At 73.4% G+C, this 13,099-nt stretch carries 14 protein-coding genes and 1 riboswitch; of the genes, 12 read left to right on the top strand and 2 right to left on the bottom strand.

The genetic code is table 11. From position 1 onward, the window contains the following. The first annotated feature begins 86 nt into the window (after nt 1-86). Complete coding sequence (locus BAW75_RS17990; protein WP_104114315.1) at nt 87-1,835, top strand: M28 family peptidase; 1,749 nt, start codon at nt 87-89, stop codon at nt 1,833-1,835. Nucleotides 1,836-1,878: 43 nt separating this feature from the next. On the opposite strand, the gene BAW75_RS17985 is transcribed toward BAW75_RS17990, so the two are convergent. Continuing rightward, nucleotides 1,879-2,769, bottom strand: a complete 891-nt coding sequence (locus BAW75_RS17985) for a septum formation family protein (RefSeq protein WP_104114314.1) — start codon at nt 2,767-2,769, stop codon at nt 1,879-1,881. A gap of 76 nt (nt 2,770-2,845) precedes the next feature. After that, nucleotides 2,846-3,733, bottom strand: a complete 888-nt coding sequence (locus BAW75_RS17980; RefSeq protein WP_104114313.1) for a septum formation family protein — start codon at nt 3,731-3,733, stop codon at nt 2,846-2,848. Between the two features lie 261 nt (nt 3,734-3,994). Between BAW75_RS17980 and rpe the strand changes: the two genes are divergently transcribed. The 11 genes from rpe (at nt 3,995) to BAW75_RS17925 (ending at nt 12,808) form a co-directional block, all read left to right on the top strand. Further along, complete coding sequence (rpe, locus tag BAW75_RS17975) at nt 3,995-4,675, top strand: ribulose-phosphate 3-epimerase (RefSeq protein ID WP_104114312.1); 681 nt, start codon at nt 3,995-3,997, stop codon at nt 4,673-4,675. A gap of 1 nt (nt 4,676) precedes the next feature. Further along, nucleotides 4,677-5,633, top strand: a complete 957-nt coding sequence (locus BAW75_RS17970; protein ID WP_043324938.1) for a response regulator — start codon at nt 4,677-4,679, stop codon at nt 5,631-5,633. Nucleotides 5,634-5,706: 73 nt separating this feature from the next. Next, a riboswitch (FMN riboswitch) is annotated at nt 5,707-5,879 on the top strand. 169 nt (nt 5,880-6,048) lie between these two features. Further along, nucleotides 6,049-7,110 carry a bifunctional diaminohydroxyphosphoribosylaminopyrimidine deaminase/5-amino-6-(5-phosphoribosylamino)uracil reductase RibD gene (gene ribD / locus BAW75_RS17965; RefSeq protein WP_104114311.1) on the top strand — a complete coding sequence of 354 codons (1,062 nt, stop codon included), beginning with the start codon at nt 6,049-6,051 and terminating at the stop codon, nt 7,108-7,110. A gap of 1 nt (nt 7,111) precedes the next feature. Beyond that, complete coding sequence (locus tag BAW75_RS17960) at nt 7,112-7,723, top strand: riboflavin synthase (protein ID WP_064448497.1); 612 nt, start codon at nt 7,112-7,114, stop codon at nt 7,721-7,723. Further along, nucleotides 7,723-8,418 carry a nicotinamide riboside transporter PnuC gene (gene pnuC, locus BAW75_RS17955; RefSeq protein ID WP_104114310.1) on the top strand — a complete coding sequence of 232 codons (696 nt, stop codon included), beginning with the start codon at nt 7,723-7,725 and terminating at the stop codon, nt 8,416-8,418. The genes BAW75_RS17960 and pnuC overlap by 1 nt, the downstream gene beginning before the upstream one ends. Continuing rightward, nucleotides 8,415-9,680 (top strand): bifunctional 3,4-dihydroxy-2-butanone-4-phosphate synthase/GTP cyclohydrolase II, encoded by a 1,266-nt coding sequence (locus tag BAW75_RS17950; protein ID WP_104114309.1) that lies wholly within the window; start codon nt 8,415-8,417, stop codon nt 9,678-9,680. Before pnuC ends, BAW75_RS17950 begins: the two co-directional genes overlap by 4 nt. Nucleotides 9,681-9,684: 4 nt before the next feature. Beyond that, nucleotides 9,685-10,182, top strand: a complete 498-nt coding sequence (ribH, locus tag BAW75_RS17945) for a 6,7-dimethyl-8-ribityllumazine synthase (protein ID WP_104114308.1) — start codon at nt 9,685-9,687, stop codon at nt 10,180-10,182. Nucleotides 10,183-10,226: 44 nt separating this feature from the next. Continuing rightward, nucleotides 10,227-10,490, top strand: coding sequence for a phosphoribosyl-ATP diphosphatase (locus tag BAW75_RS17940; protein ID WP_043324932.1), 264 nt, complete (start codon nt 10,227-10,229; stop codon nt 10,488-10,490). A 43-nt stretch (nt 10,491-10,533) separates the two neighbouring features. After that, nucleotides 10,534-11,379: an ATP phosphoribosyltransferase gene (hisG, locus tag BAW75_RS17935; protein WP_043324931.1), complete on the top strand. Its 846-nt coding sequence runs from the start codon at nt 10,534-10,536 to the stop codon at nt 11,377-11,379. After that, entirely contained in the window at nt 11,376-12,338 is a 963-nt protein-coding gene (locus BAW75_RS17930) for a DMT family transporter (RefSeq protein ID WP_069087685.1), read from the top strand. Before hisG ends, BAW75_RS17930 begins: the two co-directional genes overlap by 4 nt. Beyond that, nucleotides 12,335-12,808 carry a PH domain-containing protein gene (locus BAW75_RS17925; RefSeq protein WP_030502474.1) on the top strand — a complete coding sequence of 158 codons (474 nt, stop codon included), beginning with the start codon at nt 12,335-12,337 and terminating at the stop codon, nt 12,806-12,808. The genes BAW75_RS17930 and BAW75_RS17925 overlap by 4 nt, the downstream gene beginning before the upstream one ends. The last annotated feature ends 291 nt before the right edge of the window (nt 12,809-13,099 follow it).

Below are 13,099 nucleotides of genomic sequence, written 5' to 3'. Positions count from 1 at the left end.
GCCCGTTGACTGTCTGATCGATGCATGTAACTGTTTCGACCACCGGTCCCGGCACCCCGCCCGCCGAACCCCCACGAGGAGTCTCCATGAGACGCAGAACGCCGACCACGAGCCTCGCGCTCGCCCTCGTCGCCACCCTGACGACGGCGAGCCTGGCCGGCACCGCCTCCGCCGCGCCCGCGCCGGCCGCCGCCCCTGCCCCGGCCGTCGCCGCGCTCGCCGCGCCGGACGTCTCCCTCAGCAACATCCAGGCCCACCTCACCCAGTTCAACTCCATCGCCACCAGCAACGGCGGCAACCGGCGCGCCGGCTCGGCCGGCTACACCGCGTCGGTCAACTACGTGAAGGGCAAGCTCCAGGCGGCCGGCTACACGGTCACCGAGCAGAACTGCTCCACCTGCACCTACCCGGGCAACAACCTGATCGCCGAGTGGCCGCAGGGCCCGTCGGACCAGGTCGTCATGTTCGGCGCGCATCTGGACGGCGTGGCCGCCGGGCCGGGCATCAACGACAACGCCTCCGGCTCGTCGGTGCTGCTGGAGAACGCGCTGGTGCTGGCCGCGCAGAACCCGACCATGACCAAGCGGGTTCGGTTCGCCTGGTGGAACGGCGAGGAGCAGGGCCTGCAGGGCTCCAAGCACTACGTCAACCAGCTCAGCTCCACCCAGCGCGGCTACATCAAGGGCTACTACAACTTCGACATGGTCGGCTCGCCCAACGGCGGCTACTTCATCAACCGGATCACCTCGGCCACCGCGGCGCCGCTGAAGGCGTACTGGGACTCGTTCGGCATCTCGCCGGAGGAGAACACCGAGGGTCAGGGCCGCTCCGACGACTACTCGTTCGCCAACGCCGGCATCCAGACCTCCGGCTACGCGGCGGGCGCCAGCTACACCAAGACGTCGGCGCAGGCCAGCAAGTGGGGCGGCACCGCGGGCGCGGCGTACGACGGCTGCTACCACCGCTCCTGCGACAACACCAGCAACATCAACACGACCATCCTGAACCGGGCCGCGGACGGCGTCGCGTACACGATCTGGGCGCTCGCGGTCGGCGGCGGCACACCCGCCAACGACTTCTCCGTCTCGGTGAGCCCCACCTCCGGCAGCGTCGCCCGGGGCGGCTCCACCACCGCCACCGTCAGCACCGCCACCACCTCCGGCAGCCCGCAGACCGTGGCGCTGTCCGCCAGTGGCGCCCCGAGCGGCGTGTCGGTGAGCTTCAGCCCGTCCTCGGTCACCTCGGGCGGCTCGTCCACCATGACCGTCAGCGCCTCGTCAACGGCCACCACCGGCACGTTCACGCTCACCGTGACCGGCACCGGCTCGGCCACCCGCACCGCCAGCTACACGATCACCGTGACCGGCGGGAGCGGCGGCTGCACCGGCGGCCAGCTCATCGGCAACAGCAGCTTCGAGTCCGGCACCACGCCGTGGACGGCCAGCTCCGGCGTGATCACCAACAGCTCCAGCCAGGCGGCCCGCACCGGGTCGTACAAGGCGTGGCTGAACGGGTACGGCTCCTCGCGTACCGACACGCTGTCCCAGTCGGTCACGCTGCCGTCCGGGTGCAGCAGCTACACGTTCTCGTTCTGGCTGCACATCGACTCGGCCGAGACGACCAGCTCGACCGCGTACGACAAGCTCACCGTGCAGGTCGGCTCGACCACGCTGGCCACGTACTCGAACCTGAACAAGGCCACCGGCTACACCCAGCGCACCTTCAACCTGGCCGCGTACGCCGGGCAGACGGTCACGCTGAAGTGGACCGGGGTCGAGGACTCGTCGTTGCAGACCAGCTTCGTCGTGGACGACGTGACGCTGCAGGTCGGCTGAGCGGACACGGGCGGGGTGGGCGCCGGCCCGCCCCGCCCGTGGCTCAGGTGATCGGCAGCGCCTTGGCGCCCGCGCCCTTCACCGAGCGGGTCAGCGCCCGGTCGGAGACCCAGAGGAAGCACTGCACGCCCCGGTCGCCGTCGCGCCACTGCTCCGCGTACGGGTGGTAGATGATGGTGCCGGCCCGGTACTGCATGTTGCCGTCGTCGGGCAGCTTCGCGTACTTGGCGATCAGCCCGCGGCACGCCTTGTGCGTACGCAGCGGGGTGCGCTCGAACTCGGCGTAGCTGATGTCCGGCGCCTGGTAGACGCCGACGAACTCGGCGTGGTGCTTCGCGGTGCAGGCCACCGGCCGCATCTCCTGCACGTCGTCCTTGCTCATCTTCGGGTTGAAGCAGCCCAGCGCCAGCTTCGAGCCGGGCTTCAGCGCGCCCCGCAGGCTGCCGGTGCGCTCGGCCACGTCGCCCCGGTCCAGGTCGGTCACCTCGGCGACGTCACAGCGGTACCAGCGGGCCCCGCCGGACCAGGCGAGCGCCGAGGGGAAGACCACCGACAGCCGCAGCCGCCCGGAGCGCCAGTCCCCGCCGAGGGCCTGGGTGACCTGGCGGGCGCAGTCGCCGTGCGCGGCGCGCATGCCGGCCGAGCCGGTGCGCGGCGGGGCGGAGCGCTCCGCCTCCGGGCCGCTCATCGTGCCGACGTGCAGCGTCTCGGCGCGGTGGGTGGCGGCGCAGTCGACCGGCTGGTAGCCGCTGAGGTAGCCGACGTCGGCGACGGTGGGGTGACAGGCCCCGGTGCTCGGCACGAAGCCGACCGGCGCGGCGAACGCGGGCCAGTCGTCGGTCAGGTCGCGGTCCACTCCGGCCGGCGCGGCGCAGCCGCCGAGCGCCAGCGCCGCCACCGTTGACACGGTGACCGCCACCCACAAACGCCGCATCGCGACCGACCTCCCCGTGCGTCCGGAGCCGACCGGCCCCCCGGTACGCCTCGGCGGTGCAGCATACGGCAGCCGATCAGGTCACCGGGAGCCCCTCGGGACCGGCGCCGCGCACCGATCGGTTGAGCTTGCGGTCGTCGCTCCACAGGAAACAACGCACCCCCCGGTCGCCCTCCTCCCACTCCCGCTGCGACGGTGGGTAGTAGATGGACCCGGCCCGGTACGGCAGCTCGGCGTTGTCCGGCACCTCGGCGAACTGGGCGATCAGCGTCATGCAGCGCCGGTGCGTGGCGGGCGCGCCCTTGGTGAACTCCGCCCAGCTCATGTCGCGTTCCTCGTACACGCCGACGAACTCCGCGCGGTGCGGCTCGGTGCAGAGCACCGGGGCCATGTAGTTGAGGTTCTTGCCGATCAGCTTCGGGTCGAAGCACCTGTGCACGAGCGGGTTGTCGCCGACCAGCGCGCCGCGCAGGCTGCCGACCCGGTTGATCGGACGGGTGTTGTCGATGCTGTCGGTCTCGGCCAGGTCGCAGCGGAACCAGCGCGCGCCGGCGCCCCAGGCGGCCACAGTCGGCAGCGCGATGTTCAGCGTGAGCCGGGCGGCGTGCCAGTCCCCGCCGATCATCTCCCGGGCGCTCCGGTCGCACTCGGCGCGCGCGGTCCGCAGCGCGGGGGTGCCCGGCTCGGGGCGGTCGCCGAGCGTCTCCGGCCCGGTGAACGTGCCGACGTGCACCGTCTCGGCCAGGTGGCTGCCCGCGCAGTCGACGGTCTCGTACGTGGCGGCGGCCACCACCGTGGTGAGCCGGGGCAGGCACGCGTCTGTCGCCGGTACGAACAGCCGCGGCGCCGGCAGCGCCGTCCAGTCGTCGATCAGGTCGCCGTCGGCCCGGTGTGTCTGAGCGCAGCCGGCGAGCATCGCAGTCGCGGCGCCGGCCAGCGCGAGCACGTGGAGCCACCGTCGCATCGTCCGCCCCTTCCGGGAGAGATGGCAGCCGGTCGCCATAGGCCCGACCGGCGTCCCCCGCGCCCGGGCGTGCAGCATACGTGACCGTCCCTGTAGGAGTTTCGTCATCTTTCAATCGATCGGCTAGTCACCGACGACTATTCGTGCCGTTTTCCGCTCCGGATGGCCCGATGATGCACCACGGGTGACGGAAGGCTCACCACCTGTCGCTCCGGGAGCCGTGCCGCGACCTCCGGATCACCGCGTTCGTACACTGGCCCGGTGACCGTACCGCCGCCGATCGTCGCGCCGAGCATCCTGGCCGCCGATTTCGCCCGCCTCGCCGACGAGGTCCGTGCCGTGGAGCCCGCCGCCGACTGGCTGCACGTCGACGTCATGGACAACCACTTCGTGCCCAACCTGACCATCGGGCTGCCGGTGGTGCAGAGCCTGCGCGCCGTGACCGAGATCCCGTTCGACGTGCATCTGATGATCACCGATCCGCGCCGCTGGGCGCCCGGGTACGCCGACGCCGGGGCGTACAACGTCACGTTCCACGCCGAGGCGTGCGACGACCCGGTGGCGCTGGCCAAGGATCTGCGCTCGGCCGGGGCGAAGGCGGGCCTGGCGATCGACCGGGACACCCCGATCGAGCCGTACCTGGAGCTGCTGCCGAGCTTCGACACGCTGCTGATCATGACGATCAAGGCCGGTTTCGGCGGCCAGCGGTTCCTGCCGCAGCTGCTGGACAAGGTGCGCGCCGCCCGCCGGCACGTCGACAGCGGCCACCTGGAGCTGCGCATCGAGGTCGACGGCGGCATCGCCGCGGACACCATCGAGCAGGCCGCCGCGGCCGGGGCCGACGCGGTCGGCGCGGGCACCGCCGTCTACGGCGCCGACGATCCCGCGGAGGCGGTACGCCGCCTGCGGGGCCTGGCGGAACGTGCGATGACCGGGGCCTGAGATGGACGCGGCCGGCGAGCGCCCCGACGTCATCCTGGTCGTCGACGACGACGAGGACATCGCCCGCTTCGTCGAGTTCAACCTGCGCCTGCACGGTTTCGAGGTGCTGCACGCCAGTGACGGCCAGGAGGCGCTGGAGATCATCGAGCGGCAGCGGCCCGACCTGGCGGTGGTGGACCTGATGATGCCGCGCGTCGACGGCCTGGAGCTGACCCGGCGGCTGCGCGCCGACCCGATGACCTCCGCGCTGCCGGTGATCATGCTGACCGCCAAGGGGATGACCCAGGACAAGGTCAACGGGCTGAGCGTCGGCGCCGACGACTACCTGGTCAAGCCGTTCGACACGCTGGAGCTGGTGGCCCGGGTCAACTCCACGCTGCGGCGCAACAAGGAGTTCCGCGAGGTCTCGCCGCTGACCGGCCTGCCCGGCAACAGCCGCATCCGGCGGGAGATCAGCGACCGGGTCCGCAACGGCGTCGACTACGCCGTGGGCTACATCGACATCGACCGGTTCAAGAGCGTCAACGACCGGTACGGCTTCGTGCGCGGCGACGAGTTCATCTCGGCGCTGGCCCGCAGCCTGCACCGGGCGGTGGTGTCGATCGGGCTGCCGCCGGCGTTCCTCGGGCACGTCGGCGGCGACGACTTCGTGATCGTCTGCGCGCCCAGCCAGGTCCGGCCGCTGACCAGCCGGGCCGTTGTCGACTTCGAGAAGGCCGCGGACGCGCTCTACGACGCCACCGACCGGGAACGCGGCTTCGTCGAGCTGAAGGACCGGCGCGGCAACATCCGCCGCGCCGCGCTCGTCACGCTCTCCATCGGGGTGTCGCTGTCCGATTCCGGCAAGCGGTTCACCGACCCGCTGGAGGCCATCGCGGTGGCCTCGGAGATGAAGACGGTGGCCAAGAGCCAGCCCGGCTCGTACGTGGCGGTGGACCGCCGGCGCGGCGTTACCTGAGCGCGTCTGTGAGGTAGCTCGCCTCTCTGGCGCGCACCCGGGCGGAACGTGTAAGACTTCCCGTATACCCACCACGCGCTGGCGGGGCTCGGTGAAATTCCGAACCGGCGGTGATCCACGGTCCGACCGTGGTAAGCCCGCGACCCGGACGGCTTCGGCCGGACGGTGGACCTGGTGAGAATCCGGGGCCGACGGTTGGGGTGCGGCTCGTCCGCCCCCAGACAGTCCGGATGGGAGACAGCGCGCGGAACGGGGGAGGCCCCTGCCGGCCGCTGAGCACCCTCAGCCGCCGCGTGGGCTCCCCGGGGTCGGCGACGCCGTCCCCGGGTTCTCCGCCGCCGCGTGTCCGCGGCTTTCGTGGCCGCTGCTCCCGAACCCGCCCGCGCGCGACCGGCGAGCGGGAGGACAGACGGCCATGGCGAGCGTCTCCGTCGACGAGGCGATGCGTCGTGCCATCGAACTGGCCGCGCGCGGCCTCGGCGCCACCAGCCCCAACCCGGTCGTCGGCTGCGTGCTGCTCGACACCGCCGGCGAGGTCGTCGGCGAGGGCTTCCACGCCTACGCCGGCGGCCCGCACGCCGAGATCGTCGCGCTGGCCCAGGCCGGCGCCCGCGCCCGCGGCGGCACCGCTGTGGTCACCCTGGAGCCCTGCGACCACACCGGCCGCACCGGCCCCTGCAGCCACGCGCTCATCGCCGCCGGGGTGGCCCGCGTCGTGGTCGCCGTGCCCGACCCCAACCCGGTCGCCTCCGGCGGCGCGGCCACGCTGCGCTCCGCCGGGGTCCAGGTGACCCTCGGGGTACGCGCCCAGGAAGCCGAGGCCGGCAACGTCGCCTGGCTCACCTCGATGCGCCGGGGCTGGCCGTACCTGATCTGGAAGTACGCGGCCACGCTCGACGGGCGTTCGGCCGCCGCCGACGGCACCAGCATGTGGATCACCTCCGAGGCGGCCCGGATCGACGTGCACGCGCTGCGCGGCACCGTCGACGCGGTGCTCGCCGGGGTGGGCACCGTGCTCACCGACGACCCCCGGCTCACCGCCCGCAACCTGCGCGACGGAACCATGGCCATCCGGCAGCCGCTGCGGGTGGTGGTGGACAGCTCGGGGCGTACCCCGGCCGAGGCCCGGGTCCGCGACGGCGCCGCCCGCACCTGGGTGGCCACCGCCGCGGAGGTCGGCGCCGGGCCGGACGGCCGGGTCGACCTGGCGGCGCTGCTCGCGGAGCTGCACCACCGCGGCGTGCGGGCCGCGCTGCTGGAGGGCGGGCCGACGCTGGCCGGCGCGTTCCTCGCCGCCGGCCTGGTCGACAAGATCGTCGGGTACGTCGCGCCGAAGCTGCTCGGCGCCGGCCCGACCGCGCTGCTCGACGCCGGCGTGAGCACCATCGCCGACGCCATCGATCTGGAGATCACCGACGTTACGCGGGTCGGTCCCGACCTGCGGATCACCGCGCTGCCCCGGAAGAGGGAGGCCTGACATGTTCACCGGCATCGTCGAGGAGCTGGGCGAGATCGTCCGGAGCACCGAGACCGGCGACGACTCCGCCCTGGTCGCCATCCGTGGCCCGCTCGTCACCTCGGACGCCCGGCACGGCGACTCCATCGCGGTGAACGGCGTCTGCCTGACCGTTGTCGACGTCGACGGCGGGGTGTTCACCGCCGACGTGATGGGCGAGACGCTGCGCCGCACCGCGCTGGGGGCGCTGCGCCCCGGCGACCCGGTCAACCTGGAACGCGCCGCCGCGCTCAACAGCCGCCTCGGCGGGCACCTGGTGCAGGGCCACGTCGACGGCGTCGGCGAGATCGTCGCCCGGGAGCCGGCCGCGCAGTGGGAGACGGTCCGGTTCCGGCTGCCCGACGGGCTGGCCCGGTACGTGGTGGAGAAGGGCTCGATCACCGTCGACGGCGTGTCGCTGACCGTCGCCGAGGCGGGCGACGACTGGTTCTCGGTCGGCCTGATCCCCACCACGCTCAAGCTCACCGTGCTCGGCACGAAGCAGGTCGGCGACCCGGTCAACCTGGAGGTCGACGTGCTGGCCAAGTACGTCGAACGGCTGCTCGGCGACCGCGGCGCGGGAAGCGTGCGGTGATGGGCCCGCTCGGCTGGCTGCTCGACGCCCAGGTGCACGTGGCCGGCTCGCCGGTGCTGGTCCGGGAGATCGTCGGCAACGGCTTCGGGCTCGCCTCGGCGCTGCTCGGGCTGCGCCGGGTGGTGTGGGCCTGGCCGGTCGGCATGATCGGCAACGCGCTGCTGCTCACCGTGTTCCTCGGCGGTGTCTTCGTCACCCCGCAGGCGCACGACCTCTACGGCCAGGCCGGCCGGCAGGTCTTCTTCTTCGCCGTCAGCGTGTACGGCTGGTGGCGCTGGTCGCGCAACCGGCGTGCCGGTGGCGGGGACGAGCCGGCCGTGGTGCCGCGCTGGGCCACCTGGACGGAGCGGCTCGGCCTGCTCGTGGCCGCCGTCGTCGGCACCGCCGCCGCGTACCCGGTGCTCGCCGCGCTCGGCTCGTGGGGGCCGCTGCCTGATGCCTGGATCCTGGTCGGCAGCCTGCTCGCCACGTACGGCATGGCCCGCGGCTGGGTCGAGTTCTGGCTGATCTGGATCGCCGTCGACGCGGTCGGCGTGCCGCTGCTGCTGCGCGGCGGCTTCTACCCGTCGGCCGCCATGTACCTGGTCTACGGCGCGTTCTGCGCGGCCGGCCTGTACAGCTGGTGGCGCACCTCCCGGGCCGTCGCGACCGCGCCCGCCCCGATCCCGGCGACGTACTCGGAGGCAGTGGCATGACCACTTTCGGTTCGATCGAGCAGGCGGTGGCGGACATCGCCGCCGGGCGCCCCGTGGTCGTGGTCGACGACGAGGACCGCGAGAACGAGGGCGACCTGATCTTCGCGGCCGAGCTGGCCACCCCGGAGCTGGTCGCGTTCATGGTCCGCTACACCTCCGGCTACATCTGCGTGCCGCTGACCGAGGACGAGTGCGACCGGCTGGACCTGCCGCCGATGCACCACACCAACCAGGACCGGCGGGGCACCGCGTACACCGTGACGGTGGACGCCCGGGAGGGCGTCAGCACCGGCATCTCGGCCGCCGACCGGTCGCACACCATCCGGCTGCTCGCCGACGCCGCCACCGACCCGACCGACCTGGCCCGGCCCGGCCACGTGGTGCCGCTGCGCGCCCGCGCCGGCGGGGTGCTGCGCCGACCCGGGCACACCGAGGCGGCGGTGGACCTGACCCGGATGGCCGGGCTGCGCCCGGCCGGGGTGCTGTGCGAGCTGGTGAACGACGACGGCACCATGATGCGCCTGCCGGACCTGGAGAAGTTCTGCGCCGAGCACGGCCTGACGCTGGTCACCATCGCGGACCTGATCGCCTACCGGCGGCGTACCGAGAAGCAGGTCGAGCTGGCCGCCGAGGCGCGCATGCCCACCCCGTACGGCGTGTTCAAGGCGCTCGGCTACCGCGCCGAGCACGACCCGGCCGAGCACGTCGCGCTGGTCATGGGCGAGCTCGGCGACGGGAGGGACGTGCTGGTGCGGGTGCACTCCGAGTGCCTCACCGGCGACGTGTTCGGCTCGCTGCGCTGCGACTGCGGGCCGCAGTTGCAGGCCGCGCTGGCCCGGGTCGCGGCCGAGGGCCGCGGCGTGGTCCTCTACGTGCGCGGGCACGAGGGCCGGGGCATCGGCCTGCTGCACAAGCTGCAGGCGTACCAGCTCCAGGACCAGGGCCGCGACACCGTGGACGCGAACCTCGACCTGGGCCTGCCGGCCGATGCCCGCGACTACGGCACCGGCGCGCAGATCCTCTACGACCTGGGCGTCCGCTCGATGCGGCTGCTGACGAACAACCCGGCCAAGCGGGCCGGGCTGGAGGGGTACGGGCTCACCGTGACCGGCCGGGAGGGGCTGCCCGTGCGGTCCAACCCGGAGAACGTGCGCTACCTGCGCACCAAGCGGGACCGGATGGGTCACCTGCTGGACGGACTGGACGAGGTGACCGAGGCGCCGATGGGCCGCCCGGTCGCCGGTGACGAGATCGGAGCGTAGGGCGATGGCGGGTTTCGGGGAGCCGGGCGTGAGCGCGGTGGACGCCGCCGGCATGACTGTCGGCGTGGTGGCCGCCCGCTGGCACGGCGAGCTGACCGACCACATGACCGAGCGGGCGGTGGCCGCCGCGCAGGCGTGCGGGGCGCGGGCCGTGGTGGCCCGGGTGGCCGGCTCGGTGGAGCTGCCGGTGGTGGCCCAGGCGATGGCCCGCCGCTTCGACGTGGTGGTAGCGCTCGGCGTCGTGGTACGCGGCGCGACGGCGCACTTCGACTACGTCTGCCAGTCGGTCACCGAGGGGCTGACCCGGGTGGCGCTGGACGAGGGCAAGCCGGTGGCGCACGGGGTGCTGACGGTGGACACCGTCGAGCAGGCCCGGGACCGGGCCGCGCTGCCCGGCTCGGCCGAGGACAAGGGCTGGTCGGCGACGGTGGCCGCGCTGGACGCCGCGCTGGCCGTGCGCGCCCTCGACGCCCAGTCCGCCCACCGCGTCGGCTTCGCCTGACCCACCCGGCCCGTCACCAGCAGCGGCTGGAAGAATCGCCTTCCGTGAAGACGTTCGAGGAGTTGTTCGCCGAGCTGCAGGCCAAGGCCGCCGCCGGCACCCCGGGCTCGGGCACGGTCGACGCGCTCGCGAAGGGCGTGCACTTCATCGGCAAGAAGGTCGTCGAGGAGGCGGCCGAGTCGTGGATGGCCGCCGAGCACGAGGGCCCGGAGCGGGCCGCCGAGGAGATCTCCCAGCTGCTCTACCAGGCGCAGGTGCTGATGCTCGCGACCGGTCTGGAACTGAAGGACGTCTACCGACATCTGTGAGTGCCCGTCCGCTGATCATCCGATCGAACGAAGGAGCACTCCCATGCTGCGTGTCGCAGTACCCAACAAGGGCGCTCTGGCCGAGAAGGCGGCCCAGATGCTGCGCGAGGCGGGCTACCGCCAGCGCACCGACCCGAAGGACCTGGTCTGCCGGGACGAGCCCAACGACATCGAGTTCTTCTACCTGCGCCCCAAGGACATCGCCACCTACGTCGGCTCCGGTGACCTCGACGTCGGCATCACCGGGCGGGACCTGCTGATCGACTCCGGCGCTCCGGCCGAGGAGGTGGTGGACCTCGCCTTCGCCCAGGCCACCTTCCGGTTCGCCGCACGCCCGCAGGACGTGGACGACGTCCGGGATCTGGGCGGGCACCGGATCGCCACCGCGTACCCGGGTCTGGTCGAGCGGCACCTGGCCGAGCTGGGCGTCAAGGCCGACGTGATCCGCCTGGACGGCGCGGTGGAGAACGCCATCCGCCTCGGCGTGGCCGACGTGGTCGCCGACGTGGTGGAGACCGGCGCGACGCTGCGCCAGGCCGGCCTGGTGGTGTTCGGCGAGCCGCTGCTGCGTTCCTCGGCGGTGCTGGTCCGCCGCGCCGGCACGCCCGGCGGCACCCAGCACGAGCAGCTGCTGCGCCGGCTGCACGGCGTCCTGGTCGCCCGGCGCTACGTGATGCTCGCCTACGACGTACCGGCCGGCCTGCTCGACCGGGCCAGCTCGCTGACCCCCGGCATCGAGTCGCCGACGGTCTCGCCGCTGCACCGGGAGGGCTGGGTCGCGGTGCAGGCGATGGTGCTCCGCGACGACGTGCACCGGATCATGGACGAGCTGTACGAGCTGGGCGCCCGCGCGATCCTGGTCACCAACATCCACGCCTGCCGCCTGTGAGGCCGCTGCCGCTCCCGGCCGCGCTCGCGGTGGTCGTGGCCGGTGGTGTGGCCTCCGCCGCCCAGGGCGTGGTCAACGCCGAGATGGGGGAGCGGACCGGCGCCCCGGTCCTCGGCGCGGTCGTCAACAACCTCGGCGGCTGCCTGCTGGTGCTGGCCGGGATCGTGGCGTTGCCGTCGATGCGCGCCGGGCTGGCCGCGTTGCGCCGCTCCGGCCTGCCCTGGTGGACCTACCTGGGCGGGGTGGGCGGTGCGGTGATCGTGCTGGTCGCGCCGGTGGTGGTGCCCGTGCTCGGGGTGGCGGTGTTCACCATCGCCCAGGTGGCCGGTGGCAGCCTCGGCGGCCTGGCGGTGGACCGGGCCGGGCTGGCCGCGACCGGGCGGATGCCGCTCACCGTGCCCCGCGTCGGCGGGGCGGTGCTCGGCGTCGGCGCGGTCGCGCTCGCCCAGCTCGGCCGCCCGGTCGGCGAACTGGCGGTCGGGCTGGTGCTGCTCTGCGTCCTGGGCGGGCTGGCGGTGGCGACGCAGTCCGCGCTCAACGGCCGGGTCGCCGCCACCGTGGGCCCGGCCGCCGGGCTCGCCGTCAACTTCGCGGTCAGCACCGTGGTGATCGGCGCGGTGGCGGCGCTGACCGGCGCGCTCGCGAGCCAGCCCCGCTGGCCCGGCCAGTGGTGGCTCTACGTCGGCGGCCTGCTCGGCGTCGGCATCGTGCTCTCCCTGCTGGTCGGCGTACGCGCCGCCGGGGTGCTGCGCACCGGCCTGGCGCTGGTGGCCGGGCAGCTCGGTGGCGCGCTGCTGCTGGACCTGGTCCTGCCCGGCGGGCCCGGCGTGCGGCTGCCGGTGCTGGCCGGCGCCCTGCTCACGCTGCTCGCCGTGGTGGTCACCAGCCTGCGCCGGCGCGGCCCGGACCGTGTGGCGGCCGAAGATGCGCGCGAACCGGATGGCAGACTGGTCGGGTGAGCGATTCCGTGGTGACCGTGCGACCCCGCCGCGTCCGGGTCGTCTGCTGGGTGTCGGCCGTCACGCTGTTCGTCGTGTTCAGCCTCGTCGCGACGTCGCTGACCGGCGCCACCGGCAACGGCTACGGCACGTTCCAGCGCGGCGACCAGTTCGCCATGATCGGCCTGGGCGTGTTCGGTGCGCTCGGCTTCCTGCTGTTCACCCGCCCGCGCGTGGTCGCCGACGCCAAGGGCGTCCGGGTGCGCAACGTGTTCAGCTCGTACGAGCTGCCGTGGGAGGTGATCCGCGGGGTCCGGTTCGACAGGGGCGCCCCGTGGGCCAGCCTGGAGCTGCACGACGACGACCTGCTGCCGATGGTCGCGTTGCAGGCCGCCGACAAGGAGAGCGCGGTCGAGGCGGTCCGCGCGTTGCGCCGGCTGCACCAGGCGCATCTGGCGGCGCTGTCCGCCGGCCAGTCGGCACCCCGCTGACCAGCGAGCCCGGTTTGGGCGGGCCTGGGCCGAGGGTGTAGTGTTGCGGAGTCGACCAGACTGCCCCCGTCCCTGACGCGCGGGCGGTCGTGAAGCGGAGCGCCCGCTCCCACCCGAGTCGCCGCCACGGTGGCCGGGTCCGGTCCCCGGTTTCGGGCACGTCCCGGCGCCGGATGCGCGATCCTGTGATCGTGCCGACCGGTCGAGTGGGCCCTGGCATACGCCGGGGCCTTCTGCTTTCCGGGTCGGCTCCCGCCCGGGAGCCCGCGGAGTCGGCACCGTAGGAGACTC

It is taken from the genome of Micromonospora chalcea (assembly GCF_002926165.1).
GTDB classification, from domain to species: domain Bacteria; phylum Actinomycetota; class Actinomycetes; order Mycobacteriales; family Micromonosporaceae; genus Micromonospora; species Micromonospora chalcea.
The sequence above is the reverse complement of the archived record's forward strand: the minus strand, read 5'-3'. Positions and strand labels throughout refer to the sequence as shown.

What these genes read in the sequence shown, in the direction of transcription:
- ribD (WP_104114311.1), top strand. Translation starts at nt 6,049, where the DNA reads ATGGCGAGCGTCTCCGTCGACGAGGCGATGCGTCGTGCCATCGAACTG.
- BAW75_RS17985 (WP_104114314.1), bottom strand. Translation starts at nt 2,769, where the DNA reads ATGCGGCGTTTGTGGGTGGCGGTCACCGTGTCAACGGTGGCGGCGCTG.
- BAW75_RS17960 (WP_064448497.1), top strand. Translation starts at nt 7,112, where the DNA reads ATGTTCACCGGCATCGTCGAGGAGCTGGGCGAGATCGTCCGGAGCACC.
- BAW75_RS17950 (WP_104114309.1), top strand. Translation starts at nt 8,415, where the DNA reads ATGACCACTTTCGGTTCGATCGAGCAGGCGGTGGCGGACATCGCCGCC.
- BAW75_RS17970 (WP_043324938.1), top strand. Translation starts at nt 4,677, where the DNA reads ATGGACGCGGCCGGCGAGCGCCCCGACGTCATCCTGGTCGTCGACGAC.
- pnuC (WP_104114310.1), top strand. Translation starts at nt 7,723, where the DNA reads ATGGGCCCGCTCGGCTGGCTGCTCGACGCCCAGGTGCACGTGGCCGGC.
- hisG (WP_043324931.1), top strand. Translation starts at nt 10,534, where the DNA reads ATGCTGCGTGTCGCAGTACCCAACAAGGGCGCTCTGGCCGAGAAGGCG.
- ribH (WP_104114308.1), top strand. Translation starts at nt 9,685, where the DNA reads ATGGCGGGTTTCGGGGAGCCGGGCGTGAGCGCGGTGGACGCCGCCGGC.
- BAW75_RS17990 (WP_104114315.1), top strand. Translation starts at nt 87, where the DNA reads ATGAGACGCAGAACGCCGACCACGAGCCTCGCGCTCGCCCTCGTCGCC.
- BAW75_RS17980 (WP_104114313.1), bottom strand. Translation starts at nt 3,733, where the DNA reads ATGCGACGGTGGCTCCACGTGCTCGCGCTGGCCGGCGCCGCGACTGCG.